This is a genomic window from Streptomyces sp. NPDC005017, assembly GCF_042873115.1.
In the GTDB taxonomy this organism is placed as follows: Bacteria; Actinomycetota; Actinomycetes; order Streptomycetales; family Streptomycetaceae; genus Streptomyces.
This window is the reverse complement of sequence record NZ_JBIALD010000001.1, coordinates 553,369-579,867: the sequence shown is the minus strand read 5'-3', so window position 1 is coordinate 579,867 and position 26,499 is coordinate 553,369. Positions and strand designations below refer to the sequence as shown.

Sequence of the window (26,499 nt, the reverse complement as noted above, 5' to 3'; positions counted from 1 at the left end):
GGACGCAAGCGGTTTCTGAGGGTCATTTCACATTGCCCCGGATTTACTGCCGAAGGCCGGGATCCTCCTTGTAGCGTGTCGAACCCCGTCCCCCATTCATGGAGAGACACGACGCCATGGGCGTACGAGTGCTGCTCATCGAGGACGACGAGACGATCGCCGAACCGCTCGGCGAAGGACTGCGGGGCTACGGACTGACGGTCCGCCATGTCCCCACCGGAGCGGAGGGGCTGCGCGGTCCGTACGGCGATGTCGTGCTGCTGGACCTGGGACTGCCCGACATGGACGGCATCGATGTGTGCCGCGGCATCCGGCGGACCTCCGACGTGCCGGTCATCATCCTCAGCGCGCGCGGCGAGGAGGCCGACCGGGTGCTGGGCCTGGAGCTCGGCGCCGACGACTACCTGGCGAAGCCGTTCAGCGTGCGGGAGCTGGTCGCCCGCATCCGGGCCGTGCACCGGCGCCGCGGACCGGCCCGGGAGACGCCGTACGAGGGGGAGCCGGAGCGGGCCGCGCCCGGCCCGCTCGTCGTGGACCGCCGCACCCGGCAGGTGTGGGTGGGCGAGGAGCAGGTGGCGCTGACCCCGAAGGAGTTCGAGCTGCTGGCGCTGCTCGCCGAGGACGCCGGCGCGGTGTACTCCCGGCAGCAGATCCTGGACCGGGTCTGGGACGAGCACTACGACGGCCCGACCAGGACCCTGGACGTCCATGTGGCCACGCTGCGCCGCAAGCTGGGCGAGCCGGGGTGGATCCGGACCCTGCGTGGGGTCGGTTTCCGCCTGGCGGTCCAGACGCCCGAGCAGGGCCCGCCGCGGGGCGCCGCATGACCCGCCGGCTGCTGCTGGGCTATGTCGGCCTGGCCACGATCGTGCTGCTGTGCCTGGAGATCCCGCTGGGGATCGTGCACTCGCGGACCGAGCGGGCGCGGATCGTCGAGGCGGCCGCCGCGGAGGCCGAGGCGGTCGCCGCGTACACGGAGCTGGCCCTGGCCTCCGGCCGGCCCGGCGCCCTGGCCGAGCGGGTCGCGCACTGTGCGCGACGCATCGGCGGTCGGGTGGTGGTCGTCGGCACGGACGGTGAGGTGCTGGCCGCGGCGCCCGGCGCCCCGCCCGCCGGACCACCGGGCCGGGTGGGGCACCCGGACCTGACGGCGGCGCTGCGCGGGCGGCCCGCCACGGATGTGCGCGCCTCCTGGCTCGGCGGGGTCGGGCATCTGTCGGTGGCCCGGCCGGTCGGCGCCCGGGCGGCCCTCGGCGCCGTCCGCATCACCCTGCCGACCGAAGCGGTGAACGCCCGGATCATGCGGGTCTGGCTGCTGCTCGCCCTGGCGGGGCCCGTCGCGCTCGCGGGGGCCGTGGCGGCGGCGTTCTCCTTCGCCCGCTGGGCCGGCCGTCCCATCCGGCTGCTGGAGGAGGCCGCGCACCGGCTGGCCGAGGGCGGCCCCGTCTCCGGCGTTCCGGTGAAGTCGGGCCCGCCGGAGGTGCGCAGCCTGGCGGCCGCGTTCAACACGACGGCCGCCCGGCTGGAACACATCCTGGCCTCGCAGCGCGCCTTCGCGGGCGAGGCCTCGCACCAGCTGCGCACCCCGCTGGCGGCGCTGCGGCTGCGCCTGGAGAACCTCGAACCCGCCGTGGCCCGGCGCGCCCGGCCCAGCCTGGCCGCCGCGATGACCGAGACCGACCGGCTGGCCAGGATGGTCGAGGACCTGCTCGCCATGGCCCGCCTGGAGGAGGACGAGACCGTGCCCGGCCCGGTCGACGTGGGCGCGGTCTGCGCGGAACGCCACCGCACCTGGCAGCCGCTGTTCGCCCGCGAGGGCGTGTCCCTGGTGCTGTTCGCCGGGAGCGTGGGCCCGGTGCTGGCACTGACGGGCGCGGTGGAGCAGATCCTGGACAACCTGCTGTCGAACGCCCTGCGCGCCTCCCTGGCGGGCAGCACGGTCACCGTGGAGCTGCGGCTGCACACGCCCGCCCGCCGCCCGTTGCGGGACAGCCGGCCGTGCTGGGCCGACCTCCATGTGACGGACGAGGGCCCCGGTATGACGGCCGAGCAGCGGGCCCGCGCCTTCGACCGGTTCTGGCGCGCCCCGCAGGCCCCGAAGGGCGGCGCCGGGCTGGGGCTCACCCTGGTCCGGCGGCTGGCTCGCGCGAGCGGCGGCGAGGTCACGCTGCGGGAGGCGGCCACCGGCGGGGTGGACGCGGTGGTCCGGCTGCCCTCGGCCCGTCCGCCCGGCCCGGAGCCGAGCGCGGGCAGGGCCGACCAGCCCGGACGCCGGGTGCCCGCCCTGCCCGCGTGACGCGGCGCGGCTACTCGCAGGCGGCCCCGTCGCCGTCCCGGTCGAGGTGCCGGCCGTAGCCGGGGTCACCGGCGTACAGCGGTGCGGCTCCGGCGGCGCGGGCCGCGGTGCAGTTGGCGTAGTAGGCGGAGGTGCCGGAGTCGTCGGACCCGGAGCCGTCGGATCCGGAGTCGGCGGCCTCGGCGGTGACGGTCTCCGTGACCTCGGTCCTGACGGTCCTCGTCACGGTCTCGGTGACCGTGGGCGCGGCCTCGGCCCGGGGCGTCTCGGTGACGGTGGCCGTCACGGTGGCGGTCACGGTGGGCGCGGGGGTGCCCACGGCCGCCGCGGCATCGGCCTTCTCGCCGTCCCCGCCGCCCGCCCCCATCCCGATCCCGATCAGCAGCGCGAGCCCGAGCGCGGGCAGCACGAATCGCTTGCGGGCCCACCGGGGCGCCGGGGCCGGCACCCCGGGCGCGGGGTGCGGCATCGGCGGGGTGGTGTACGGGTTGCTCATGTCGTCGCCCCCACGGGTGTCACGTCGGACACTGCTGTCACTTCGGGTGACGACCGTACGTCCACCCCATCACATGTGAAGGACTTGTGATGGTTTCGTGACCGTGAGTGAAGGGTTTGCCGTACCGCGAAGCGTCACGGATTGTCCATGGACCGTCTACCGAGCGCGTCTAGGGTCCTTCTGCTGGATCTCCGCGGGAGAAGGAGCGGCGTCCGGTGCGTGCGATCGGTGTGCGGTGTGGAGGGTCATGTGGCGGAGCCACCTGTCCCTCCGCGCCGTGCGCCGAGGGTGCGTGCCGGACGCCGCGACGCCGCGGAGATCCAGCAGAAGGACCCTAGGGTCCATCAGCGCACGGCCCCGTCGTCTGCCCGGCGGCGGGCGGTCACGGCACCCCTTTGGAGTGAGCGTGGAACGTCGTACCCTCCTGCGCGCGGCCGTCCTCGGTGGTTCCTCCGCCGTGTTCGGCGGGACCCTGTGGCGCGGCGCCGCCTACGCGGCCCCGGCCCAGCCCGGCACCGGCCCCTACGGCGCACTCGGTTCCCCGGACGCCAACGGCATCCGGCTGCCCAGCGGCTTCACCAGCCGGGTCGTCGCGCGATCCGGCCAGACGGTCTCCGGCACTTCGTACACCTGGCACAACGCCCCCGACGGCGGCGCCTGTTACACCGACGGCACCGGGTGGATATACGTCTCCAACTCGGAGATCAACCCCTCGGGCGGCGCGAGCGCCGTGAAGTTCTCCTCCGGCGGCCAGATCACGGGCGCGTACCGCATCCTGTCCAACACCCGGCAGAACTGCGCGGGCGGCAAGACCCCGTGGAACACCTGGCTGTCCTGCGAGGAGGTGTCCCTCGGCTACGTCTACGAGACGGACCCCTGGGGCGTGAACGCTGCGGTGCAGCGCCCGGCGATGGGCCGCTTCAAGCACGAGGCGGCCGCGGCCGACCCGGTGCGCCGGGTGATCTACCTGACCGAGGACGAGACCAACGGCCGCTTCTACCGGTTCGTCCCGAACACCTGGGGCAACCTCTCCTCCGGCACCCTCCAGGTCATGGTCGCGGGCAGCGCCACCTCCGGCTCCTTCACCTGGGCGAACGTGCCCGACCCCGACGGCTCCCCGACCACGACCCGCACCCAGGTCTCCGGGTCGAAGTCCTTCAACGGCGGCGAGGGCTGCCACTACGCCGACGACACGGTGTGGTTCACCACCAAGGGCGACAACCGGGTCTGGCAGGTCAACCTGACGAACAACACCTACGAACTCGCCTACGACGACTCCCTGGTGAACGGCACGGCCCCGCTCACCGGCGTCGACAACATCACCGGCTCCACCTCCGGCGACCTCTACGTCGCCGAGGACGGCGGCAACATGGAGATCTGCCTGATCACCCCGGACGACGTGATCTCCGTCTTCCTGCGCATCGACGGCCAGTCCTCCTCCGAGATCACCGGCCCGGCCTTCTCCCCCGACGGCACCCGCCTGTACTTCTCCAGCCAACGCGGCACCACGGGCTCCTCCTCGGGCGGCATCACCTACGAGGTGACGGGTCCCTTCCGGTCGTAACCCCGTGAACCGCGCCCTCGTCCGCCGACTCACCCGCCGTGCCCGGCCCGTCGACGGGCCGGGCACGGCCCTTCAGGTCGCTCACCTTTCGCGCTCCACGAGGAAGGCCCAGGTCGATGACCCGGGCCTTCCTGCTTGTCAGGAGCGTTGGCCACTGCTGGACTCAACTCCACGGCCTCCGGCGACAAGCGCCTCACGCCACGGTGTACTCGGCATCCCCGAAGTCTGCGACCACGCGCAGTCGACCGCCGAGCGCCTCCACGTAGGCTCGGAGGGTCGCGACCTCCGCGCGATCCACCTCACCATGCTCGATCGCGGAGACCCGGGGTGCGGAGACCCCCATCGACGCAGCCACTTGTCGCTGGGTCAGCGCCTGTTCACGCCTGAGCTCCGCGAGCTTGTGAGCACGCACTTCGGCGGTCAGCCGGTCCATGGCCGCTTGCTTCTCCTGAGCCGACCGCACCTGCAACCCGGCGGCCGCACGCCGCTCGCGGGCCTTGCGCCTGGTTTCCTCCCAGCTCACGGTGCTCATTCGTACTCCCTGGTTTCAAGATCGGCCAGATGTGTCCGGTACCGCTCCTCAGCAAGCGGAATGTTGATGTCGTACCAGCGCTGCCAATTCCCGGCCTTGTCACCGGCCACCAGCAATACTGCCCGGCGCACCGGATCGAAGGCGAAGAGGATGCGGATCTCGCTGCTCCCGGATGACCCTGGCCTCAGCTCTTTCAGGTGATGACTCTCGGCACCCTTGATGCGATCGACCAGCGGACGGCCGAGCGTCGGGCCCGTGGCCGCCAGCATGTCGATAGCGTCTTCTACCTGTTCAGCGCTGCCCCAGTCCTCTTCGGCCAGTGCCTCGAACCACGCGGCGACCTCCCCGACAAGGACCACTTCCTATTGAGCCACGACCGTCATGTTAATGCAAGCATTAACCTCGCCAGGGTGATCTGCGGACTCGGCGCCGGTGCTCGGGCCAGATGCTGGGCGGGCTCGGACAAGGCCGCAAGCCCCCCGGGCGCACGAAGGGGCGGCACCCCCGCACGGGTGCCGCCCTTCTCGTGGGCCGGGGCCGCCGCCGATCGGTACTGAGGGTCGGGGACCGACGGCGGCTCCGGGTTCGGTGAGGTCAGCGGTGGTCGCTGCCCTCGGACTGGGAGGCGGCGCGGCCTGCCTCGAGGCGGGCCACCGGGATGCGGAACGGGGAGCAGGAGACGTAGTCCAGACCCACCTCGTGGAAGAAGTGGACCGACTCCGGGTCACCGCCGTGCTCGCCGCACACGCCCAGCTTCAGGTCGGGACGGGTCTCGCGGCCGGCCTTCGCCGCGGCCTTGACCAGCGAGCCCACGCCGTCCTTGTCGATCGTCTCGAACGGGCTGACGCCGAAGATGCCCTTCTCCAGGTACGCCGTGAAGAACGAGGCCTCCACGTCGTCGCGGGAGAAGCCCCACACGGTCTGGGTGAGGTCGTTGGTGCCGAAGGAGAAGAACTCGGCGGCCTCGGCGATCTGGCCGGCGGTGAGCGCGGCGCGCGGCAGCTCGATCATGGTGCCGATGGCGAGCCTGAGCTCGGCACCGGTGGCGGCCTCGACCTCGGCGACGACCTGGTCGGCCTCCTCGCGGACGATCTCCAGCTCCTGGACGGTGCCGACGAGCGGGATCATGATCTCGGCGCGCGGGTCGCCCTTGGCGTTCTTGCGCTCGGCGGCGGCCTCGGCGATGGCGCGGACCTGCATGGTGAACAGGCCGGGGATGACCAGGCCGAGGCGGACCCCGCGCAGACCCAGCATCGGGTTCTGCTCGTGCAGCCGGTGCACGGCCTGGAGCAGGCGCAGGTCGTTCTCGTTGGCGTCCTTGCGGGACTCGGCGAGGGCGACGCGTACGGACAGCTCGGTGATGTCGGGCAGGAACTCGTGCAGCGGCGGGTCCAGGAGACGGACCGTCACCGGCAGGCCGTCCATCGCCGAGAACAGCTCGACGAAGTCCTTCTTCTGGAGCGGGAGCAGCGCCTTGAGGGACTCCTCGCGCTCGGCGTCCGTGTCGGCGAGGATCAGCCGCTCGACCAGCTCACGGCGGTCGCCGAGGAACATGTGCTCGGTGCGGCACAGGCCGATGCCCTGGGCGCCGAAGCGGCGGGCGCGCATCGCGTCCTCGGCGTTGTCGGCGTTGGCGCGGACGCGCAGGCTGCGCTTGCGGTCGGCGAAGGCCATGATCCGGTGGACGGCCTGGACCAGCTCGTCGGCGTCGTCGGCGCCGGCGTGCATACGGCCCTCGAAGTACTCCACGACCGGGGAGGGGACGACCGGGACCTCGCCCAGGTAGACCTTGCCGGAGGAGCCGTCGATGGAGATCAGGTCGCCTTCCTCGACGACGTGCCCGCCGGGGACGGTCATCCGGCGGCGCTTGGTGTCGACCTCCAGCTCCTCGGCGCCGCAGACACAGGTCTTGCCCATGCCGCGCGCGACGACGGCCGCGTGGGAGGTCTTGCCGCCGCGGGAGGTCAGGATGCCCTCGGCCGCGATCATGCCGTCGAGGTCGTCGGGGTTGGTCTCGCGGCGGATCAGGATGACCTTCTCGCCGGAGCGGGACCACTTGACCGCGGTGTAGGAGTCGAAGACGGCCTTGCCGACCGCCGCGCCCGGGGACGCGGCGATGCCGCGGCCGACCTGCTCGACCTTCGCGCTCTCGTCGAAGCGGGGGAACATCAGCTGGGCGAGCTGCGCGCCGGTGACGCGCTGGAGGGCCTCGGCCTCGTCGATCAGGCCCTGGTCGACGAGCTGCGTCGCGATGCGGAAGGCGGCACCGGCGGTGCGCTTGCCGACGCGGGTCTGGAGCATCCAGAGCTGGCCGCGCTCGATGGTGAACTCGATGTCGCAGAGGTCCTTGTAGTGGTTCTCAAGGGTCTCCATGATCTGCATGAGCTGGTCGTACGACTTCTTGTCGATCGACTCCAGCTCCGCGAGCGGCACGGTGTTGCGGATGCCGGCGACGACGTCCTCGCCCTGGGCGTTCTGGAGGTAGTCGCCGTAGACGCCCTGGTGGCCGGAGGCGGGGTCGCGGGTGAAGGCGACGCCGGTGCCGGAGTCGGGGCCGAGGTTGCCGAAGACCATGGAGCAGACGTTGACGGCGGTGCCCAGGTCGCCCGGGATGCGCTCCTGGCGGCGGTAGAGCTTGGCGCGGTCGCCGTTCCAGGACTCGAAGACGGCCTTGATGGCGAGGTCCATCTGCTCGCGCGGGTCCTGCGGGAAGTCCCGGCCGGTCTCCTTCTTCACGATCTTCTTGAAGAGGGTGACCAGTTTCCTGAGGTCGGCGGCCTCGAGGTCGGTGTCGACCGTGACCTTCTTGGTCTCCTTGGCCTTGTCGAGGGCTTCCTCGAACAGCTCGCCGTCGACGCCGAGGACGGTCTTGCCGAACATCTGGATGAGGCGGCGGTAGGAGTCCCAGGCGAACCGCTCGTCGCCGGCCTGCTTGGCCAGGCCCTGTACGGACTTGTCCGAGAGGCCGATGTTCAGGACGGTGTCCATCATGCCGGGCATGGAGAACTTGGCGCCGGAGCGCACGGACACGAGGAGGGGGTTGTCGGGCTGGCCGAGCTTCTTGCCCATCCGCTGCTCCAGCGCGTCGAGGTGCGCACTCACCTCGTCACGCAGTGCCACAGGCTCCGCGCCGCTCTCCAGGTAGACCTTGCAGGCCTCGGTGGTGATGGTGAAGCCCGGAGGGACGGGAAGACCCAGATTGGTCATCTCGGCGAGGTTCGCACCCTTGCCGCCGAGAAGGTCCTTGAGGTCCTTGTTGCCCTCGGTGAAGTCGTAAACGAACTTTTGAATTTCCGACACGGGTCCCAACTCCTCGAGGACGCGGTGGCTGCCCTGACGGCGAGGAACATACCCAGATCGAAGGCACCTGGGTACGTCTACTTGTGCGTCATGCGCCTGTAACCAGCCGTCCGCCACGGGATCGAAAGTCAAAGGTTGGTAAGCGATCCGGCCGGAATGTGTTCACTTCTTGAATGCATCAACACCCGTAGACCGACTATTGCGCTCACATGAGCGGCCCTCAGCACGCCTGATTTCGATCGATGAACGATCAAGTGGTGGCACTGAGTGCCACCCCTTGAGGAAGTGCAGTCGCGCCGCAATTGCTCATCTGAGCGCAACCCTTATCAAGGGTGGCGAGAATCACGCTGTCCCGGGCGTCCGGAGACCACCATGCGGACCGCCGTCCGGACCGGAAACACGCTTGTCACCAGCGTGCCTCACACCCCGAGCGCGCGCAGCCGCTCCTCGGCCCGGTCGGGCGCGTACAGGTGCTCCACCACCAGCGCCCCGGCCCCCACGAGCCCCGCCCGCTCCCCCAGCCGGGAGGTGACGATGTCCAGGTGGGCCGTGGAACGCGGCAGCGCCCGCTGGTACAGCAGCTCGCGCACCCCCGTCAGGAACGGCGTCCCCGCCAGATCCCCGGCGATCATCAGCACCCCCGGGTTGAGCAGGGTCACCACGGTCGCGAGCACCTCCCCGACCATCCGCCCGGCCTCCCGCGCGAGACCCACGGCCTCCGGGTGTCCGGCCGCCAGCAGGGCGCGCACATCGGACCCCGAGGCCGCCGGCACCCCGGCCTCGGCCAGCCGCCGGGCCACCGCGCCACCACTGGCGACCGCGGCCAGACAGCCGTACGAACCGCACCGGCACAGCGCCTGGGCGCCCTCCGGCACCCGGATGTGGCCGAGGTCGCCGGCGCCGCCGTCTATGCCCCGGTAGAGCGAACCGCCCACCACGACACCCGCGCCGATACCGGTGGAGACCTTCACCAGGACGAAGGCCGAGCAGTCGGGATGCCCCGTGCGCTGCTCGCCGTACGCCATGAGGTTGGCGTCGTTGTCGACCATGACCGGCACCTCGGCGCCGCCCGTGTGCTCGGAGAACGCCCTGGCCAGCCGCCCCCTTATGTCGTAGCCGTCCCAGCCGGGCATGATCGGCGGCTGGACCACCCGGCCGGTCTCGGAGTCCACCGGGCCGGGCACCGCGAGGCCTATCCCGCACACCTCCTCGGGGCGGTGGCCCGCCTTCTCCAGCAGCTCGGCGAACCAGCGGCCGAGCTCGCCGAGCACCGCGTCCGGGCCGTCCTCGATCGCCAGTGTGCCGCCGTGCTCGGCGTGGATCTCGCCGGTCAGCGACAGCAGCGCCACGCGCGCGTGCCGGGTGTCGAGGTCCGCGGCCAGCACCACCGCGTGCCCGCCGTCGAACTCCAGCGTGATGGAGGGGCGTCCACCGAGCGGGGAGCCCACCGGGCCGCCCGCGCCCTCGCGCAGCCAGCCCGCGCGGAACAGCCGGTCCAGCCGCTGCCCCACGGTCGCCCGGGACAGCCCGGTCGCCTGCTGAAGCGCTCCGCGCGTGGTGGCACGGCCGCTGCGCACCAGCTCCAGCAGCTCGCCCGCGCCGGCCTGACTTCTGGCAGTCATGCACACCCCCTTGTGTTTCTCAATCCTGCATTACATATTGAGTTTTGCGTGTTAAATAGGCGTAACCCCACGGTAGCCAGTGCTGACCCGGCTACCCATGTCCTCGCTGCCATTCTCGCGGGAGCCCCGAGTGGATCGCACTGCCCAGCTCGTCGCCCGGCCACCCGAGTCCGCCGTTGCATACGATCGTCCGCCCCGCGCCGGTGTCCTGCACGACCGGGCCGCCCGGGTGCTGGAGGAGAACTGGACCGGGAGCTCGACCGTGCCCTCCCGGGGCCTGTACCCCCACCAGTGGTCCTGGGACTCGGCGTTCATCGCGATCGGGCTGCGTCACATCTCCCCGTTACGGGCCCAGAGCGAGCTGGAGACACTGCTCGCCGCGCAGTGGGCCGACGGGCGTGTCCCGCACATCGTGTTCAACCCGGCCGTGCCGCTCGACGCGTACTTCCCGAGCCCGGACTTCTGGCGCTCCTCCACCGCCGGGCACGCGGCGGGCGCCCCTCGGGCGGTGGAGACCTCGGGGATCGTGCAGCCGCCGGTGCACGCGCTGGCCGCCTGGCTGGTGCACTGCGCCGACCCCGAGCTGTCGCGCGGGCGCGGCTTCCTGGCCCGTGTCTATCCGCGGCTCGCCGCCTGGCACCGCTATCTGCTGCACCACCGCGACCTCGGCGGCGGCGGGCTCGCCTCCGTGGTGCACCCCTGGGAACAGGGCATGGACAACGCCCCCAGCTGGGACGCCCCGCTGGCCCGGGTCGTCCCGGCCCCCGCCCGGTCCTTCCGCCGCGCCGACCTCGACCACGGCGCCGCCGAGGACCGGCCCACCGACCTCGACTACGGGCGGTACGTGCGGCTGGCGGCGGACTACCGCGACGAGGGGTACGCCGACGTCGTCTCCGGCTTCGCCGTCGAGGACCCCTCCTTCAACGCCCTGCTCATCGCCTCCGAGCACGCCCTCGCCCGGATCGCCCGCGAACTGGGCGCGACCGGCACCGCGCGGCACGCCCGCGCCGAGCGGCTCACCGCCGCGCTGATCGAGCGGCTGTGGGACCCGGCGGCGGGCATGTTCCTCTGCCGGGACCTGCGCGGCGGCGCCCTGGTGCCGGAACGCGGGGTGTCCGGGCTGATCCCGCTGCTGTTGCCGGCCCTGCCGCGCGACACCGCCGCCACGCTGGTGCGCACCCTGACCGGCCCGCACTTCGGGCTCGGCGCCACCACCCGTCTCGCCCCCAGCTACGACCTGCTCGGCGAGGCCTTCGACCCGCACCGGTACTGGCGCGGCCCGGCCTGGTTCAACACCAACTGGCTGCTGGAACGCGGACTGCGCCTGCACGGCGAGCGCGACCGGGCCGACGCGCTGCGCCGGTCGCTGCTGGACACCGCCGGAGCCACCGACTTCGCCGAGTACGTCGACCCGTACACCGGCGAGGCGTGCGGAGCCACCGGCTTCGGCTGGACGGCCGCACTCACGCTCGACCTGCTGCACACGCCGACGTTCGACATCAGGGCCAAGGACACGAGGGACAAGGGAGGGGACCGCGGATGACCGATCGGCAGCATCTGCTCCTGTACGGGGGGACGTTCGCCGCCGTGGGCGACGGGGGCGACATCAGCGGCGTACGGGGCGGCAACCTCCCCGACGGGCTGTTCGTGCGCGACGCCCGGCATCTGAGCCGCTGGCAGCTCACGGTCGACGGGGCCGTGCCGGAGACGCTCACGCCCGTCGCCGAGGGCGACACCGCCCGCTGCGTCCTCGTCCCGCGCGGCGGCCGGCTGGAGCCCGCGGCGTACACGCTGTTCCGCGAACAGGCCGTCGCGGACAGCTCGTTCGTGGAGACCGTGCGCGTCACCAGCAACCGCCCGGTGCCCACCACCCTGCGCCTGGCGATCACCGCCGACGCCGACTTCACCGACCAGTTCGAACTCCGCTCGGACTACCGCACCTACGCCAAGCCCGGCGCGGTCCGCCACCGCCAGGTGCTCGACCACGGCGTGGAGTTCACCTACCAGCGCGGCGCCTGGCTCTCCCGTACGACGGTGAGCGCCCAGCCCGCCCCCGACGCCGTGGAGGAGACCGGTACCGGGGCGCGGCGGATGGTGTGGACCTTGGACCTGGAGGCCTACGGCACCGCCGAGCTGACCCTGCGCGTGGTGGCCCGGCCGCACGGCGAGAAGCGGGCCCTGCGGGTGCCCGCCTCCCCGGCCGCGGTGAGCAGCCAACTGCTGTCCCTGGAGGGCACGTTCGTGGAGGGCGTGGCCTTCCCGACCGGCTGGCCCGAGCTGGCCGCGGCCTGCGCCCGGGGGCTGGCCGACCTCGCCGCGCTCCAGGTCCCGGCCACCGGCCCGGACGGCGAGGACCTGCGGGTGCCGGCCGCGGGCGCGCCCTGGTTCCTCACCCTGCTCGGCCGGGACGCCCTGCTCACCTCCCTGTTCGCGCTCCCCTACCGCCCCCAGCTGGCCGCCCAGACCCTGCCCGCGCTGGCCGCCGCCCAGGCCGGTGAGCGCGACGCCGCGGGGTCCGCGGCCCAGCCCGGGAAGATCGTGCACGAGGTCCGGCACGGCGAGCTGGCCTACTTCAGCCAGGTGCCCTACGGCCGCTACTACGGCTCGGTGGACGCCACCCCACTCTTCCTGGTGCTGCTCGGCGCGTACACCGAGCAGACCGGGGACACCGCGCTCGCCCGCCGGCTGGAGTCCCACGCGCGGGCCGCGATCGGCTGGATGCTCGACCACGGCGGCCTCACCTCCCGCGGCTATCTCGTCTACCGCGCCGACGAGGGCGGTCTCGCCAACCAGAACTGGAAGGACTCCCCCGGCGCCATCTGCGGCTCCGACGGCAGCCGGCCGACCGGCGCGGTCATGGCCGCGGGCGCCCAGGGCTACGCCTACGACGCCCTGCGCCGCACGTCGTGGCTGGCCCGCACGGTCTGGGACGACCAGACGTACGCGGCCCTGCTCGAACAGGCCGCGGGTGATCTGCGCGACCGCTTCCAGCGCGACTTCTGGATGCACGACCGGGCGTTCCCCGCCCTCGCCCTGGACGGCGCGGGTCACCAGATCGACGCGCTGGCCTCGGACGCGGGCCATCTGCTGTGGTCGGGCCTGCTGGACAAGGAGTACGGGGAGCTGGTGGGGCGGCGGCTGCTGGAGCCGGACTTCTTCTCCGGCTGGGGCGTGCGCACTGTGGCCGCGGGGCAGCCGGCCTACCACCCGCTCTCCTACCACCGCGGCTCGGTCTGGCCGCACGACAACGCCCTGATCGCCCTCGGCCTGGCCCGCTACGGCCTGCACGACGAGGCCCGCACGGTCGCCCACGCCCTCGTCGACGCGGCGCGCGCCACCGGGCACCGTCTCCCGGAGGTCCTCGCCGGCTACTCCCGCGAGGACCACGCCCAGCCAGTCCCCTACCCGCACGCCTGTACCCGCGAGTCCCGCGCCGCGGCGACCCCGCTGGCCCTGCTGACGGCGGTGGGAGGGGCGTAGCGAAGGTTTGCCCGGAGTTTGCCGAGCGCCTGAACAGCCCCCGTGGACGCTCCGTACGAAAGGACGGCGGGCCCGGCTCCCCGGGCCGGACCCGCCGTCTCCGTACGGAAGGACCCGAGGGTGCCCGCGTCGATACGTCTGAACCACCAGCCGCCCACGAACGACGCCGCCCCGCCGGCCACGGACTCGAACCCACCTCCCACCGACACGGACACCCCCTCACCGCCGGTCACCGGCGAGGACGCCCCACCGCCACCCGCCGAAGCGGAGAACGCCCCGCAGAAGCCACCCACCCCCGCCGCCACCGCGAACCCCCCACAGGAATCCCCCACCCCCGCGGACACGGCGAACCCCCCGCAGGACTCCCCCACACCAGACGGCCCCCCGTCACCCCCCACCGACACGGCCAACGCCCCGCAGGACACCCCCACACCCACCGACACCCCGCCACCCGCCGACGGCGAGGACGCCCCACAGGGGCCACCCGCACCCGCCGACGAGAGCCGCACGGGTGGTGCGGGCGGGAAACCCCATCCCGCCGAAGGCGAAGCCGAGGGCACCGCCGACGCCAAGCCCCGCAGGGCCACCGCCCTGGTCACCGCCCTGGCGGCCGCCCTGGTCATAGGAGCCCTGCTGCTCCCCAACGCCCTCCCCGCCATCAAACCCATCCGCTTCGTCCGCCTCCCCGGCGAAGCGGTCATCGGCGCGGCCCTGCTCCTCCTGCTCCCCCGCAGGGGCGCGCGAACGGCCGCCGCCGTGGTGATGGGCCTGGCCCTGGCCTGCCTGACGGCCCTCAACGTCCTGGACATCGGCTTCCGCCAGTACCTGGGCCGCGGCTTCAACCCCGTACTGGACTGGGAACTGCTGGACGACGCGCAGGCGTACATGCAGGACACCCTCGGCCGCACGGCCATCGTGGCCCTGACGGCCGGCGCGCTCGCGGGCGTCGCGGCCCTGTTCACCGTCCTCGTCCTCGCCACCGTACGGCTGTCCCGCGCCCTGGACCGGCACCGCTCCCCCGCGGCCCTCGGCACCCTGATCGCCGGAACCGTGTGGATGACCACCGCCTCCCTGGGCCTCCAGATCGGCAACGTGCCGTTCGCCAGCGACCGCGCCGCCCAGGCCGTGTCGGTGCAGTACCGCCGGGTGCAGGCGACTCTGGAGGACGAGGCGCGGTTCGAGAAGGAGGCGAAGGCCGACGTCTTCGGCGCGACCCCGCCCGCCCAGCTCGTGCCCGGCCTGCGCGGCAAGGACATGGTCTTCGCGTTCATCGAGAGCTACGGCCGCAGCGCGATCGAGGACCCGATGATCGCCCCCGGTGTGAACCGCACCCTGGACGCGCGCACCGAGGCCCTGGCGAAGGCGGGCTTCCAGGCCCGCAGCGGCTGGCTCACCTCGGCGACGTACGGGGGCAGCAGCTGGCTGGGGCACTCCACGTTCATGTCGGGCCTGTGGATCGCCAACCAGCAGCGCTACCGCACGGTGACCTCGGGAGACCACCTCTCGCTCACCAAGGCGTTCCAGAAGACGGGCGCCTGGCGCACGGTCGGCATCATGCCGGGTGTGCAGAAGGCCTGGCCGGAGGCGGAGTACTACGGCCTCGACCACGTCTACGACGCGGACCGTCTCGGCTACGAGGGGCCGAAGTTCAGCTGGTCGACGATGCCGGACCAGTACGCGCTGGAGGCGTTCCAGCGGCTGGAGCACGGCCGCGAGCAGGACAGGCCGCTGATGGCGGAGGTCATCCTGACGTCCAGCCATCAGCCGTGGGCGCCGATCCCGCGCTCGGTGGGCTGGGACGAGCTGGGCGACGGCCGGATCTTCGAGGACATCGAGAAGGCGGGCAAGGACCCGGAGGGCGTCATCGCCTCCTCGGACCGCTCGAAGGTGGAGTACGGCAAGTCGGTCCAGTACTCGGTGACGAGCCTGACCGAGTGGCTGGAGCGCTACGGCACCGACGACACGGTCCTGGTCTTCCTCGGCGACCACCAGCCGGTCGCCCGGGTCAGCGGCGAGCGCGCGAGCCGGGACGTGCCGGTGACGATCGTCGCCAGGGACCCGAAGGTGCTGGCCGCCGTCGACGGCTGGGGGTGGAGCCCGGGCCTGCGGCCGCGGAGCGACGCGCCGGTGTGGAGGATGAGCGCCTTCCGCGACCGCTTCCTGACCGCCTACGGCTCCGTACCGCACCCGACGAAGGGCTGACTCCCGACGACGGGCCGACTCCCGACGAAGAGCCGACTCAGCCGCCGGAGGTGTCCAGTTCGGCTTCCTCGTCGACGCCCGCGCAGTCGTAGGGGTCCTTCAGCCAGCCGTCCGGCAGCACCACACGGTTGTTGCCGGACGTACGGCCGCGGGGGCCGTCGGCGCCGGTGGGCCACGGCTGGTCGAGGTCGAGTTCGTCGAGCCCGGTCCGCAGCGCCTCCAGGGAGGACGTGATCGCGAGCCGCTTGCGCATCTCGGAGCCGACGGCGAAGCCCTTGAGGTACCAGGCGACGTGCTTGCGGAAGTCGATCACACCGCGCGCCTCGTCGCCGATCCACTCGCCGAGCAGCGCGGCGTGCCGGACCATGACGTCCGCGACCTGGCGCAGCGCAGGCCGCGCGAGGTCGTCGGCGCGCCCCTCGAAGGCGGCGACCAGGTCGGCGAACAGCCAGGGCCGGCCCAGGCAGCCGCGACCGACGACGACGCCGTCGCAGCCGGTCTCCCGGACCATGCGCAGCGCGTCCTCGGCGGACCAGATGTCGCCGTTGCCGAGGACGGGGATCTCGGGCACGTGCTCCTTGAGCCGGGCGATGGCGTCCCAGTCGGCGGTGCCGCCGTAGTGCTGGGCGGTGGTGCGGCCGTGCAGGGCGATGGCGGTGACGCCCTCCTCCACGGCGATCCGGCCGGCGTCGAGGTAGGTGAGGTGGTCGTCGTCGATGCCCTTGCGCATCTTCATGGTGACGGGCAGGTCACCGGCGCCGCTGACGGCCTCGCGCAGGATGGCCCGCAGCAGGTTCCGCTTGTACGGCAGCGCCGAGCCGCCGCCCTTGCGGGTCACCTTCGGCACGGGGCAGCCGAAGTTGAGGTCGATGTGGTCGGCGAGGTCCTCCTCCGCGATCATGCGGACGGCCTTGCCGACGGTCGCGGGGTCGACGCCGTACAGCTGGATCGAGCGCGGCTTCTCGCTCGCGTCGAAGTGGATCAGCTGCATGGTCTTCTCGTTGCGCTCGACCAGCGCCCGGGTGGTGATCATCTCGCTGACGTAGAGGCCCTTGCCGCCGGAGAACTCCCTGCACAGGGTTCGGAAGGGCGCGTTCGTGATCCCCGCCATGGGGGCGAGGACGACGGGCGGCGAGACGATGTGCGGACCGATCCGCAGCGCGGTGTCGGGGGCGGTGGTGGGCGTGGCCATTGCTCCATTGTGCCCTGCGCCCGGCGGCCGTCCGGCTGCGCTCGTCCGCCCCGTGACCGGACGGCTGTCACAGGGCTGTGACCGGAGGTGTGGCTTCCGCCACAGCCGCGCGGCGGAGTCGCTGATGAGCTGGGCCGATGCGCGCCCATCCCCTCGATCGTCCGCGGCCCGGCAGGGGGCATCGGCCGTGATCATGCTGCTGGCCCTTCCGGCCTTCCTCGCCGCCGCCCTCGGCATCGTCCTCGCCTCGGTCGGCGTTCTCACCGCGGTCCTGCCGGGCCGTCCCGGGCCCTGGCGCCCGCTGCTGGCCCGACGGGCCGCGTGGCTGGCGGCCGCCGGGGCCGCCGCCGTCTACTTCTGGGGGCTGGCCTCGGTGGGGGCCGCCGAGCACGGCTTCGGCAACGGTGCCGACTCCGTCCCGGCCCCGGCCTGCCGCGACGACTTCCCGCCGGAGACCGTCGCGGGCCTGTCCCACCACCGGGCGTCCTATCTGCCACTGGCCTTCGACTGCGTCCGCGCCGACGGCGGCACCTACTCCGCCGAGCCGTCGTACGCGTGGATGAACCCCACCGCCGCCGGTCTCGGCCTGACGGCGGCGCTGCTCGCGATCGGGGCGGGGTACGCCACGGAGCCGCGCGCCCGCCGGGAGGCACGGCGGTGATCCGGCGCTACCCGCTGCCCCTGCTGGTGAACCTGCTGCTGGGCGTCCCGGCCCTGGTCCCGCTGCTGAGCGCCCGCTGGTACCTGGCACACGGCCACTGCGGGCAGGACGACCTGCGCCGGCCCGACCTGGATCACTGCACCTACGACCAGATCGAGAGCAGCGGCTTCGTGCTGTTCGGCCTGGTCGGGGGCGGCCTGCTCGTGCTGGCGCTGGTGCTGCTCGCCGACGTGCTCGGGCCGCTGCGCCGGGAGCGGCCGCTGACGCCCTGGCTGGTGACGCTTCCGGCGCTGTTCGTGCCGTACGCCGCGCTGTCGGCGCTGTGACCTCAGGCCCTCAGGGCCGCAGCCCGCGCAGCGGCAGGTCGACGACCGCGGTGAACTCGGCCTCGGCGCCGGGCTGTTCCCACTCCTCGTGGTAACCGGGGTCGCGGAAGCGGCCGGTGGCCTGGAAGACGGCCCCGGCGGCGGCCTCCGGGCCGGCGGCGAACACGCCGTCGGCGTACCGCCGCATGACAGCCGACAGATTTCAGTATCTGTCGGCCCATACATGTCGGTCACCACCCTGGAGAGATGATTGGTCCAGACCTCTTGACGAAAGGTCTGGACCAAGAGCACTGTCATGTCAGCGCCACCTCACCGACCCCCACCGGGAGGCCCGATGCTCCGCCGTGCCCTGCGCCTGCTGACCTGTGCCCTCACCACCGCCGTCCTCGCCCCGCTCGCGATCGCCACCGCGCCCGCCGCCTCCGCCGCCGACACCTGCGCGGTGAAGCCACGGCCCACGGGCAAGGTGCTCCAGGGCTACTGGGAGAACTGGGACGGCGCCGCCAACGGGGTTCATCCGCCCTTCGGCTGGACCCCGATCACCGACTCCCGCATCCGCGCCCACGGCTACAACGTGATCAACGCGGCCTTCCCGGTCATCCGCTCGGACGGCACAGCGCTGTGGGAGGACGGCATGGACACCGGCGTGAAGGTGGCCACGCCCGCCGAGATGTGCGCCGCGAAGGCCTCCGGCCAGACGATCCTGCTGTCCATCGGCGGCGCGACGGCGGGCATCGACCTCAGCTCGGCCACCGTCGCCGACCGCTTCGTGGCGACGATCGTGCCGATCCTGAAGCGCTACAACTTCGACGGCATCGACATCGACATCGAGACGGGCCTGGTGGGCAGCGGCGACATCAGCCGGCTCTCCCCCTCACAGGCCAACCTGATCCGCATCATCGACGGCGTCCTCGCCCAGATGCCCGCCGGCTTCGGCCTGACCATGGCCCCGGAGACCGCCTACGTCACCGGCGGCAGCATCGTCTACGGCTCGATCTGGGGCGCGTACCTGCCCGTCATCAAGAAGTACGCGGACAACGGCCGCCTGTGGTGGCTGAACATGCAGTACTACAACGGCAGCATGTACGGCTGCTCCGGCGACTCCTACGCGGCCGGCACCGTCCAGGGCTTCACCGCGCAGACCGACTGCCTGAACAAGGGCCTCGTGATCCAGGGCACGACCGTGAGGGTGCCCTACGACAAGCAGGTCCCGGGCCTGCCCGCCCAGCCCGGCGCGGGCGGCGGCCACATGTCACCGAGCCTGGTCGCCCAGGCCTGGCGGCACTACGGCACGTCCCTCAAGGGCCTGATGACGTGGTCGGTCAACTGGGACGGCTCGAGGAACTGGACCTTCGGCGACAACGTCAGGGCGCTCCAGGGCCGTTGACCGGGCAGGCCCCCGGACAAGGGAGAGCCCACCCTCCCGCCCCGCGGTCACGGGCGGGAGGGTGGGCGAACACCCGGGGGTCCAGGGGGCGGAGCCCCCTGGCACCTCGGCAAGAAGGCCGGTCAGCAACCCAGAAGACGCGAGGCGAGGTAGCCCTCGATCTGGTCCAGCGACACGCGCTCCTGCTTCATCGTGTCGCGCTCACGCACGGTCACCGCGTTGTCGTCGAGCGTGTCGAAGTCGACCGTGACACAGAACGGCGTACCGATCTCGTCCTGACGGCGGTAGCGCCGCCCGATCGCACCGGCGTCGTCGAACTCGATGTTCCAGTGCTGGCGCAGCGCCTGGGCGAGCCCCTTGGCCTTCGGGGACAGCTCGGGGTTGCGGGACAGCGGGAGCACCGCGACCTTCACCGGGGCGAGGCGGTGGTCGAGGCGGAGCACGGTCCGCTTCTCCATCTTGCCCTTGGCGTTGGGCGCCTCGTCCTCGACGTAGGCGTCCAGCAGGAAGGCGAGCATGGTGCGGCCGACACCGGCCGCGGGCTCGATGACGTACGGAGTCCAGCGCTCGCCGGCCTCCTGGTCGAAGTAGGACAGGTCCTGGCCGGAGGCCTTGGAGTGCGCGCCGAGGTCGTAGTCGGTGCGGTTGGCGACACCCTCCAGCTCGCCCCACTCGGAGCCGCCGAACTGGAAGCGGTACTCGATGTCGGCGGTGCGCTTGGAGTAGTGGGAGAGCTTCTCCTGCGGGTGGTCGTACCAGCGCATGTTCTCTTCACGCAGGCCCAGGCCGGTGTACCAGTTCCAGCGCTGCTCCATCCAGTACTCCTGCCACTTCTCGTCCTCGCCCGGCTTGACGAAGAACTCCATCTCCATCTGCTCGAACTCGCGGGTGCGGAAGATGAAGTTGCCGGGCGTGATCTCGTTGCGGAAGGACTTGCCCATCTGCGCGATGCCGAACGGCGGCTTGCGGCGCGAGGTGGTCTGCACCTGGGCGAAGTTGGTGAAGATGCCCTGGGCGGTCTCGGGACGCAGGTAGGCGACCGAGCCGGAGTCCTGGGTCGGGCCGAGGTGCGTGGAGAGCAGGCCGGAGAACTGCTTGGGCTCGGTGAACTGGCCCTTGGTGCCGCAGTTGGGGCAGTTGATGTCGGCCAGGCCGTTCTCGGGGGTGCGGCCCTTCTTCTCCTCGAAAGCCTCCTCCAGGTGGTCCGCGCGGAACCGCTTGTGACAGGAGGTGCACTCGGTGAGCGGGTCGGTGAACGTGGCGACGTGACCGGAGGCGACCCAGACCTCGGGGGCGAGGATCACGGAGGAGTCGATACCGACGACGTCCTCGCGCGAGGTCACCATGTAGCGCCACCACTGGCGCTTGATGTTCTCCTTGAGCTCGACACCCAGCGGCCCGTAGTCCCAGGCGGCACGCTGACCGCCGTAGATCTCACTGCAAGGGAAAACGAAGCCACGGCGCTTGCTCAGGCTGACGATGGTGTCGATCTTGTCGGCGGCCACGGTGCTCTCTTCATTACGACGACGAATGCTGACGGGTGCGGCGCGTAGCGCCTCGATGAGGGGGGTGGTCGGGAGACGGGCGGGCGAAGCGAGGTCGCTTCCAGCGAATGCTTCAGGTTACCGGCGTTGCCTGCCCCTCGACCAAATCGGTCCGGCCTCCGGGCCGTTCCGCAGGCTTGTTGACAATGGTTTCCATCATTGCTGAAAATGAGTGTCATGAACGTACGACGACATCACATATCCGGGCTCGCGCTCGCCGCGGCCGGCCTGCTCGGCATGGGCACCCTGTCCGCCTGCTCCACCGCCGGCGCGGCCGCGGGCGACACGGACAAGTTCGATGTCGTGGCGTCCTTCTATCCGATGGAGTTCCTCGCCGAGCGGATCGGCGGGGCGCACGTCAGCGTCACCACCCTCACCGAGCCCGGCCAGGAGCCGCACGACCTGGAGATCAGCGCCCGACAGACCGCGCAGCTCCAGGAGTCCGACGCCGTCCTCTATCTCGCCGGCCTCCAGCCCGCCGTGGACGACGCGGTCGGGCAGTCCTCGGCCGGCACGAAGATCGACGCGGCGAAGCTCACGCACCTCGAGGACCTCGGCGTCGAGGACGGCCACGACCACGGCGGCTCCGCAGAGGAGGGCTCCGAGGAAGGCGCCCACCTCGACCCGCACGTCTGGCTCGACCCGGTCCGGTACGCCGAGATCGCCGAGGGCGTCGGCAAGGCCTTCGAGAAGGCCGACCCGGAGCACGCCGCCGACTACCGGAAGAACACCGCCGCCCTGGTCGAGGAGCTCGGCGGCCTCGACACCGCCTTCGCGCAGGGCCTGAAGGACACGAAGACCAAGACGTTCTTCACCAACCACACCGCCTTCGGCTACCTCGCCGAGCGCTACGGCCTGACCCAGGAGGCCATCTCCGGCCTCGACCCGGAGAGCGAGCCCAGCCCCGCCCGGATCAGGGAACTCCAGGAGGAGGCCGAGGCCGACGGCGTCACCACCGTCTTCTACGAGACCCTCGTCTCCGACAAGACCGCGAAGACCCTCGCCTCCGACGCCGGACTGCGCACCGACGTCCTCGATCCGCTCGAGGGCATCACGGACAGGTCCCGCGGCGACGACTACCTCCAGGTCATGCGGGCCAACCTCAAGGCCCTCCAGACCGCCCTGGGCACGAAATGACCGTCACGGAGGACGCCATGGGCGAGCCCGTCATCTCCCTGCGCGGCGTGCGCGCCGAGCTGGGTTCCCGCACCGTGCTGCGCGGCATCGACCTCACCGTCCGCCGCGGCGAGGTCGTCGCGCTGCTCGGCGCGAACGGCTCCGGCAAGTCGACCGCGGTCCGCAGCGTCATCGGCCAGGTCCCGGTGTCCGCCGGGGAGATCGAACTCTTCGGCACCCCGCGCCGCCGCTTCCGCGACTGGGCCCGTGTGGGCTACGTACCGCAGCGCACCACCGCCGCGGGCGGCGTGCCCGCCACCGTCACCGAGGTCGTCTCGGCGGGCCGGCTCTCCCGCGCCCGTCTCGGCGTCCTGCGCAGGGCGGACCACGCGGCCGTACGACGGGCCCTGGAGCTGGTCGGCATGGCCGACCGGGCCAAGGACCCGGTGGAGGCCCTGTCCGGGGGCCAGCACCAGCGGGTGCTGATCGCCCGCGCGCTGGCCTCAGAGCCCGAGCTGCTGATCATGGACGAGCCCATGGCGGGCGTCGACCTCGCCAGCCAGGAGGTGCTCGCCGAGACCCTGCGCACCCAGGTCGCCGCAGGCGCCACCGTGCTGCTCGTGCTGCACGAACTGGGCCCGCTGGAGCCCCTGATCGACCGGGCGGTCGTCCTGCGCGACGGCTGTGTCCTGCACGACGGCCCGCCGCCGGAGGCCGTCGGCCAGCACGCGCTGCCCGGCCACGACCATGTTCACCCGCACGCGGCTCACGACGCCGAACCGATCCGGACGGGACTGCTGAGCTGATGGAATTCCTGAACTACGCCTTCATGCAGCGGGCCCTGCTCGCCGCCGTCCTCGTCGGCATCACCGCCCCCGCGATCGGCATCTACCTCGTCCAGCGCCGCCAGGCCCTGATGGGCGACGGCATCGGCCATGTCGCCATGACCGGTGTCGGCCTCGGCTTCATGCTCTCCTGGTCCCCGGTGTGGATGGCCACCCTGGTCTCCGTCGCGGGCGCGGTCCTGATGGAGCTGATCCGCTGGTACGGCAGGACCCGCGGCGACATCGCCCTCGCCATGCTCTTCTACGGCGGCATGGCCGGCGGCGTGATGCTGATCAACCTCGCGCCCGGCGGCGCCAACGCCAACCTGATGTCGTTCCTGTTCGGCTCGCTGTCCACGGTGTCCGAGTCCGACGTGACCGCCATCTGCGTCCTGGCCGGGTTCGTGATCCTCACCACGCTGCTGCTGCGCCGCCAGCTGTTCGCGGTCAGCCAGGACGAGGAGTTCGCCCGGGTCACCGGGCTGCCGGTGCGCGCGCTGAACCTGCTCGTCGCCGTCACCGCCGCGGTCACCGTCACCGTCGCCATGCGCGTGGTGGGCCTGCTGCTGGTGTCCGCGCTGATGGTGGTCCCGGTGGCCGCCGCCCAGCAGATCAGCCGCAGTTTCGCCGCCACCTTCGCCCTCGCCGTGACCATCGGCGTCGGGGTGACCCTGGGCGGCACGATCACCTCGTACTACCAGGACGTACCGCCCGGCGCGACGATCGTGCTGCTGGCCATCGCCGCGTTCGTCACGCTGACCGCGCTGGCCGCCCCGCTGGCCAGGCGCAGGGCGCGGGCTGCGGCCGCGGCGCATCCGGCCGGGGACCCCGCAGAGTGCGCGATCCCGGCCGGACGCGGCCCGGAGCGGGAAGTCGGCGTCTGACCGCCTTCCACCCGGGCTGGCACAATGGCCCGGCAGGCGAGACGTGAGGAGGCAACCGGTGACGACCGCTGGACCGCCCGTCAAGGGCCGTTCCACCCGCCAGCGAGCCGCGGTGGCGGCCGCCCTCGACGAGGTCGACGAGTTCCGCAGCGCGCAGGAACTGCACGACATGCTCAAGCACAAGGGCGACTCGGTGGGCCTGACCACGGTCTACCGGACCCTTCAGTCCCTCGCCGACGCCGGCGAGGTCGACGTCCTGCGCACCTCCGACGGCGAGTCCGTCTACCGCCGCTGCTCGACGGGTGAGCACCACCATCACCTGGTGTGCCGGTCCTGCGGCAAGGCCGTGGAGGTCGAGGGCCCGGCGGTGGAGTCCTGGGCGGAGGCCATCGCCGCGGAGCACGGCTTCGTGAACGTGGCGCACACGGTGGAGATCTTCGGCACCTGTGCGGAGTGCGCTGCGCGCGGCTGAGCTGCGGCGACGGGGCTGTACGGGGTGGTGACCACCGGCTGCCGAGTGCGGGTATCCCGTGGTTGCTCGCGCCCACGCGGCGGAGCCGCACATCGACACAGCCCCGCGCCCCTCAGGGCGTCGTACCAAGGCGCCTCACAGGAGTACGGGTACACCGTGGTTGCTCGCGCCCGCGCCCCTTCAGGGGCGCGGGGAACTGCGCGACCAGCCACCCAGCACCCGCACCCGGCGGCCGGAGGTCACCACCCCGCACTCCCGTAGGGTGCGCGCGCTACGGGAGCCTGCCCTCCATGGCGGCCAGTTCCTCGTTCGGGATGGCGCCGCCGAAGCGTCGGTCGCGGGAGGCGAACTCCAGACAGGCCCGCCACAGGTCACGCCGGTCGAAGTCCGGCCACAGCACGTCCTGGAAGACCATCTCCGCGTAGGCGCTCTGCCACAGCAGGTAGTTGGAGGTGCGCTGCTCGCCGCTCGGCCGCAGGAAGAGGTCCACGTCCGGCATGTCCGGGTAGTACATGTACTTGGACAGGGTCTTCTCGTTGACCTTCGACGGGTCGAGGCGGCCCGCCTTCACGTCCTCGGCGAGCGCCTGCGCGGCGTCGGCGATCTCCGCGCGGCCGCCGTAGTTCATGCAGAAGTACAGCGTGAGCCGGTCGTTGTCCTTGGTCTGCTCCTGGGCGATCTGGAGCTCCTTGGCGACCGACTTCCACAGCTTGGGCATCCGGCCCACCCAGCGCACCCGGATGCCCAGCTCGTCGAGCTGGTCGCGGGTCTTGCGGATGAAGTCGCGGTTGAAGTTCATCAGGAAGCGCACCTCGTCGGGCGAGCGCTTCCAGTTCTCCGTGGAGAAGGCGTACAGGGAGATCGCGCCGACGCCCATCTCGATGGCGCCCTGGAGCACGTCGAGGACCCGCTCCGCGCCGACCTTGTGGCCCTCGGTGCGCGGCAGCCCGCGCTCCTTGGCCCAGCGGCCGTTCCCGTCCATCACGATCGCCACGTGGTTCGGGATCAGCTCGCCCGGCAGCTTCGGCGGCCGCGCGCCGGACGGGTGCGGCTCCGGCGTCCTGTACTCGCGCCGCTGGCGCCCCAGGAACCCGCGTACGACCATGTGCTTCTCGTCTCTCTCTTACTTTTCCACGTACCGAAGGGAGCGCAGCCCGCGCTCCATGTGCCAGTGCAGATAGGCGGAGACCAGTCCGCTCCCCTCCCGGACGTACCGCGGTTCGCAGGCGTCCGCGGTCTCCCAGTCTCCCGTGAGCAGTGCGCCGAGCAGCACCAGCGTCTGCGGCGACGGGACGACGCTACCGGGCACCCGGCAGTCGACGCACACGGAGCCGCCCGAGGCCACGGAGAAGAAACGGTTCGGACCCGGCATCCCGCACTTCGCGCAGTCGCCGAAGCTCGGTGCGTAGCCGTTGACGGCGAGGGAGCGCAGCAGGAAGGCGTCGAGGACGAGGTGCGGGGCGTGCTCGCCCCGGGCCAGGGTGCGCAGCGCCCCGACCAGCAGCAGGTACTGCTGCACGGCCGGCTCGCCCTCGTGGTCGGTGAACCGCTCGGCGGTCTCCAGCATGGCGGTGCCCGCGGTGTAGCGGGCGTAGTCGGTGACGATCCCGCCGCCGTACGGCGCGATGGTCTCGCTCTGGGTGCACAGCGGCAGCCCGCGGCCGATCAGCTCGCTGCCGCGTGCGAAGAACTGCACGTCCACGTGCGAGAACGGTTCGAGCCGGGCGCCGAACTTGGACTTGGTCCGCCGCACGCCCCGGGCGACGGCCCGCACCCGTCCGTGGCCGCGGGTGAGCAGGGTGATGATCCGGTCCGCCTCGCCCAGCTTCTGGGTGCGCAGCACGATGCCGTCGTCGCGGAACAGACTCATGCCCTCATTCTCCCGCATGCGGACGGCCGCCAGGGCCGATGGCCCCAAGTCAGCGGGGGCGGTCCGGGTCGTAGATGGTGTCCCAGGGGACGACGTTCCAGGGGCTCGCGCGGTTCTCCGGGTCGAGGAGGGCTCGCACCTCGTCCTCGCCGGGGAAGGCGAGGTCCGGGAGCCCGCTCCGCCCCAGGCCGCGGCCGAGCAGGTAGTGCTCGCCGTACTCATGCCAGGAGGCGTAGGTGCGGGCGACGGACGGGACGATGTTCTTCAGCGCCGTCCAGGCGTCGGCCTCGCTGATCAGGCCCGCGGCGAAGGCGCGCCGGGAGATCTCGACGTACTGCGCGGCGTCCCAGGCGAGCGGGGCGACGCCGAGCATCCGCTGCGCGCGGGCCCGGTCCCCGGTCCTGGACAGTCCGTCGAGCCGGGCGACGAGGTCCTGTCTGCCGCGGATGCCCCACTCCTCGGCCAGTCGCCGGCGGACGCCGTCGTCGTCGAGGCGGGCGAGGGGGTAGAGGGTCGTGCGCGAGGGGCCCGCGTCCCAGGCGGCGGGAGCGCCGAGGGCCACCATCCACAGCTGGTGGCGGGTGAGGGGCGTGCGGAACCGCCGCTCGGCCCTCGGCCCGCGGCGCCGCCACCTCAGCAGATCCGGGAATCCCATGGCCCAGCACCCTACGTCACCCCGTTCCCGGGCCTCGGGGCGTCCCGGACGCCGGGGACGCCCCGAGGCGGGTGCT

General features: G+C 72.0%; 24 protein-coding genes. 13 read left to right on the top strand and 11 right to left on the bottom strand.

Annotation, left to right across the window (positions count from 1 at the left end; translation table 11 throughout):
• Positions 1-116: 116 nt before the first annotated feature.
• Positions 117-827: a response regulator transcription factor gene (locus ACFYR0_RS02470; RefSeq protein ID WP_389320896.1), complete on the top strand. Its 711-nt coding sequence runs from the start codon at positions 117-119 to the stop codon at positions 825-827.
• Positions 824-2,296 carry a sensor histidine kinase gene (locus ACFYR0_RS02465; protein WP_389320894.1) on the top strand — a complete coding sequence of 491 codons (1,473 nt, stop codon included), beginning with the start codon at positions 824-826 and terminating at the stop codon, positions 2,294-2,296. The genes ACFYR0_RS02470 and ACFYR0_RS02465 overlap by 4 nt, the downstream gene beginning before the upstream one ends.
• Before the next feature lie 10 nt (positions 2,297-2,306).
• Here ACFYR0_RS02465 and ACFYR0_RS02460 read toward each other — a convergent pair whose 3' ends face one another.
• Complete coding sequence (locus ACFYR0_RS02460; protein WP_389320891.1) at positions 2,307-2,792, bottom strand: excalibur calcium-binding domain-containing protein; 486 nt, start codon at positions 2,790-2,792, stop codon at positions 2,307-2,309.
• Between the two features lie 406 nt (positions 2,793-3,198).
• On the opposite strand from ACFYR0_RS02460, the gene ACFYR0_RS02455 reads away from it, so the two are divergent.
• Positions 3,199-4,356: an alkaline phosphatase PhoX gene (locus ACFYR0_RS02455; protein WP_389320888.1), complete on the top strand. Its 1,158-nt coding sequence runs from the start codon at positions 3,199-3,201 to the stop codon at positions 4,354-4,356.
• Positions 4,357-4,549: 193 nt separating this feature from the next.
• Here ACFYR0_RS02455 and ACFYR0_RS02450 read toward each other — a convergent pair whose 3' ends face one another.
• The 4 genes from ACFYR0_RS02450 to ACFYR0_RS02435 all read right to left on the bottom strand — a co-directional run bounded on the left by ACFYR0_RS02450 (position 4,550) and on the right by ACFYR0_RS02435 (position 9,810).
• On the bottom strand, positions 4,550-4,888 hold the full coding sequence (locus tag ACFYR0_RS02450; RefSeq protein WP_389320885.1) for an XRE family transcriptional regulator: 339 nt from the start codon (positions 4,886-4,888) through the stop codon (positions 4,550-4,552).
• The gene (locus tag ACFYR0_RS02445) at positions 4,885-5,247 is read right to left on the bottom strand and encodes a type II toxin-antitoxin system RelE/ParE family toxin (RefSeq protein WP_389320882.1); all 363 of its coding nucleotides are present in this window, start codon (positions 5,245-5,247) and stop codon (positions 4,885-4,887) included. The genes ACFYR0_RS02450 and ACFYR0_RS02445 overlap by 4 nt, the downstream gene beginning before the upstream one ends.
• A gap of 235 nt (positions 5,248-5,482) precedes the next feature.
• On the bottom strand, positions 5,483-8,188 hold the full coding sequence (gene ppdK / locus ACFYR0_RS02440) for a pyruvate, phosphate dikinase (protein ID WP_389320879.1): 2,706 nt from the start codon (positions 8,186-8,188) through the stop codon (positions 5,483-5,485).
• Between the two features lie 419 nt (positions 8,189-8,607).
• The gene (locus ACFYR0_RS02435) at positions 8,608-9,810 is read right to left on the bottom strand and encodes an ROK family protein (protein WP_389320876.1); all 1,203 of its coding nucleotides are present in this window, start codon (positions 9,808-9,810) and stop codon (positions 8,608-8,610) included.
• 130 nt (positions 9,811-9,940) lie between these two features.
• Between ACFYR0_RS02435 and ACFYR0_RS02430 the strand changes: the two genes are divergently transcribed.
• The 3 genes from ACFYR0_RS02430 (at position 9,941) to ACFYR0_RS02420 (ending at position 15,492) form a co-directional block, all read left to right on the top strand.
• Positions 9,941-11,353, top strand: coding sequence for a trehalase family glycosidase (locus ACFYR0_RS02430; protein WP_389320873.1), 1,413 nt, complete (start codon positions 9,941-9,943; stop codon positions 11,351-11,353).
• A complete protein-coding gene (locus ACFYR0_RS02425) occupies positions 11,350-13,290 on the top strand; it encodes a glycogen debranching N-terminal domain-containing protein (protein WP_389320871.1) in 1,941 nt (646 codons plus the stop codon). The genes ACFYR0_RS02430 and ACFYR0_RS02425 overlap by 4 nt, the downstream gene beginning before the upstream one ends.
• Before the next feature lie 120 nt (positions 13,291-13,410).
• A complete protein-coding gene (locus ACFYR0_RS02420; protein WP_389320869.1) occupies positions 13,411-15,492 on the top strand; it encodes a CDP-alcohol phosphatidyltransferase in 2,082 nt (693 codons plus the stop codon).
• 37 nt (positions 15,493-15,529) lie between these two features.
• Here the strand turns inward: ACFYR0_RS02420 and dusB are convergent, their stop codons facing one another.
• Complete coding sequence (gene dusB, locus ACFYR0_RS02415) at positions 15,530-16,684, bottom strand: tRNA dihydrouridine synthase DusB (protein WP_389320866.1); 1,155 nt, start codon at positions 16,682-16,684, stop codon at positions 15,530-15,532.
• 193 nt (positions 16,685-16,877) lie between these two features.
• On the opposite strand from dusB, the gene ACFYR0_RS02410 reads away from it, so the two are divergent.
• On the top strand, positions 16,878-17,345 hold the full coding sequence (locus ACFYR0_RS02410) for a hypothetical protein (protein WP_389321119.1): 468 nt from the start codon (positions 16,878-16,880) through the stop codon (positions 17,343-17,345).
• The gene (locus ACFYR0_RS02405; RefSeq protein WP_389320863.1) at positions 17,342-17,671 is read left to right on the top strand and encodes a hypothetical protein; all 330 of its coding nucleotides are present in this window, start codon (positions 17,342-17,344) and stop codon (positions 17,669-17,671) included. The genes ACFYR0_RS02410 and ACFYR0_RS02405 overlap by 4 nt, the downstream gene beginning before the upstream one ends.
• Positions 17,672-17,681: 10 nt before the next feature.
• Here ACFYR0_RS02405 and ACFYR0_RS02400 read toward each other — a convergent pair whose 3' ends face one another.
• Positions 17,682-17,858: a hypothetical protein gene (locus tag ACFYR0_RS02400; protein ID WP_389320861.1), complete on the bottom strand. Its 177-nt coding sequence runs from the start codon at positions 17,856-17,858 to the stop codon at positions 17,682-17,684.
• Positions 17,859-18,005: 147 nt separating this feature from the next.
• Here ACFYR0_RS02400 and ACFYR0_RS02395 point away from each other — a divergent pair, with 147 nt between their 5' ends.
• Positions 18,006-19,058 (top strand): chitinase, encoded by a 1,053-nt coding sequence (locus ACFYR0_RS02395; protein ID WP_389320858.1) that lies wholly within the window; start codon positions 18,006-18,008, stop codon positions 19,056-19,058.
• A gap of 122 nt (positions 19,059-19,180) precedes the next feature.
• Here ACFYR0_RS02395 and ACFYR0_RS02390 read toward each other — a convergent pair whose 3' ends face one another.
• A complete protein-coding gene (locus tag ACFYR0_RS02390) occupies positions 19,181-20,563 on the bottom strand; it encodes a glycine--tRNA ligase (protein WP_389320855.1) in 1,383 nt (460 codons plus the stop codon).
• Between the two features lie 216 nt (positions 20,564-20,779).
• Between ACFYR0_RS02390 and ACFYR0_RS02385 the strand changes: the two genes are divergently transcribed.
• Genes ACFYR0_RS02385 through ACFYR0_RS02370 form a run of 4 tightly spaced genes read left to right on the top strand, consistent with a single transcriptional unit; the run spans position 20,780 to position 23,898 of the window.
• Positions 20,780-21,739 (top strand): metal ABC transporter substrate-binding protein, encoded by a 960-nt coding sequence (locus ACFYR0_RS02385; protein WP_389320852.1) that lies wholly within the window; start codon positions 20,780-20,782, stop codon positions 21,737-21,739.
• A 17-nt stretch (positions 21,740-21,756) separates the two neighbouring features.
• A complete protein-coding gene (locus ACFYR0_RS02380; protein WP_389320850.1) occupies positions 21,757-22,524 on the top strand; it encodes a metal ABC transporter ATP-binding protein in 768 nt (255 codons plus the stop codon).
• A complete protein-coding gene (locus tag ACFYR0_RS02375; RefSeq protein ID WP_386378404.1) occupies positions 22,524-23,426 on the top strand; it encodes a metal ABC transporter permease in 903 nt (300 codons plus the stop codon). Before ACFYR0_RS02380 ends, ACFYR0_RS02375 begins: the two co-directional genes overlap by 1 nt.
• A gap of 58 nt (positions 23,427-23,484) precedes the next feature.
• Entirely contained in the window at positions 23,485-23,898 is a 414-nt protein-coding gene (locus ACFYR0_RS02370) for a Fur family transcriptional regulator (protein WP_386378405.1), read from the top strand.
• 271 nt (positions 23,899-24,169) lie between these two features.
• Here ACFYR0_RS02370 and ACFYR0_RS02365 read toward each other — a convergent pair whose 3' ends face one another.
• Genes ACFYR0_RS02365 through ACFYR0_RS02355 form a run of 3 tightly spaced genes read right to left on the bottom strand, consistent with a single transcriptional unit; the run spans position 24,170 to position 26,423 of the window.
• A complete protein-coding gene (locus ACFYR0_RS02365; protein ID WP_389320846.1) occupies positions 24,170-25,003 on the bottom strand; it encodes an isoprenyl transferase in 834 nt (277 codons plus the stop codon).
• 18 nt (positions 25,004-25,021) lie between these two features.
• Complete coding sequence (recO, locus tag ACFYR0_RS02360) at positions 25,022-25,768, bottom strand: DNA repair protein RecO (RefSeq protein ID WP_386378407.1); 747 nt, start codon at positions 25,766-25,768, stop codon at positions 25,022-25,024.
• 49 nt (positions 25,769-25,817) lie between these two features.
• Positions 25,818-26,423 (bottom strand): DUF1266 domain-containing protein, encoded by a 606-nt coding sequence (locus ACFYR0_RS02355; RefSeq protein WP_389320842.1) that lies wholly within the window; start codon positions 26,421-26,423, stop codon positions 25,818-25,820.
• Between the last annotated feature and the right edge of the window lie 76 nt (positions 26,424-26,499).

Excerpts from the sequence above, each read along its gene's own strand:
- ACFYR0_RS02395 (WP_389320858.1), top strand. The coding sequence starts at position 18,006 with ATGCTCCGCCGTGCCCTGCGCCTGCTGACCTGTGCCCTCACCACCGCC.
- ACFYR0_RS02380 (WP_389320850.1), top strand. The coding sequence starts at position 21,757 with ATGGGCGAGCCCGTCATCTCCCTGCGCGGCGTGCGCGCCGAGCTGGGT.
- ACFYR0_RS02410 (WP_389321119.1), top strand. The coding sequence starts at position 16,878 with ATGCTGCTGGCCCTTCCGGCCTTCCTCGCCGCCGCCCTCGGCATCGTC.
- ACFYR0_RS02385 (WP_389320852.1), top strand. The coding sequence starts at position 20,780 with ATGAACGTACGACGACATCACATATCCGGGCTCGCGCTCGCCGCGGCC.
- ACFYR0_RS02375 (WP_386378404.1), top strand. The coding sequence starts at position 22,524 with ATGGAATTCCTGAACTACGCCTTCATGCAGCGGGCCCTGCTCGCCGCC.
- ACFYR0_RS02425 (WP_389320871.1), top strand. The coding sequence starts at position 11,350 with ATGACCGATCGGCAGCATCTGCTCCTGTACGGGGGGACGTTCGCCGCC.
- ACFYR0_RS02460 (WP_389320891.1), bottom strand. The coding sequence starts at position 2,792 with ATGAGCAACCCGTACACCACCCCGCCGATGCCGCACCCCGCGCCCGGG.
- ACFYR0_RS02400 (WP_389320861.1), bottom strand. The coding sequence starts at position 17,858 with ATGCGGCGGTACGCCGACGGCGTGTTCGCCGCCGGCCCGGAGGCCGCC.
- ACFYR0_RS02435 (WP_389320876.1), bottom strand. The coding sequence starts at position 9,810 with ATGACTGCCAGAAGTCAGGCCGGCGCGGGCGAGCTGCTGGAGCTGGTG.
- ACFYR0_RS02470 (WP_389320896.1), top strand. The coding sequence starts at position 117 with ATGGGCGTACGAGTGCTGCTCATCGAGGACGACGAGACGATCGCCGAA.
- ACFYR0_RS02465 (WP_389320894.1), top strand. The coding sequence starts at position 824 with ATGACCCGCCGGCTGCTGCTGGGCTATGTCGGCCTGGCCACGATCGTG.
- dusB (WP_389320866.1), bottom strand. The coding sequence starts at position 16,684 with ATGGCCACGCCCACCACCGCCCCCGACACCGCGCTGCGGATCGGTCCG.
- ACFYR0_RS02450 (WP_389320885.1), bottom strand. The coding sequence starts at position 4,888 with ATGAGCACCGTGAGCTGGGAGGAAACCAGGCGCAAGGCCCGCGAGCGG.
- ACFYR0_RS02365 (WP_389320846.1), bottom strand. The coding sequence starts at position 25,003 with ATGGTCGTACGCGGGTTCCTGGGGCGCCAGCGGCGCGAGTACAGGACG.
- recO (WP_386378407.1), bottom strand. The coding sequence starts at position 25,768 with ATGAGTCTGTTCCGCGACGACGGCATCGTGCTGCGCACCCAGAAGCTG.
- ACFYR0_RS02355 (WP_389320842.1), bottom strand. The coding sequence starts at position 26,423 with ATGGGATTCCCGGATCTGCTGAGGTGGCGGCGCCGCGGGCCGAGGGCC.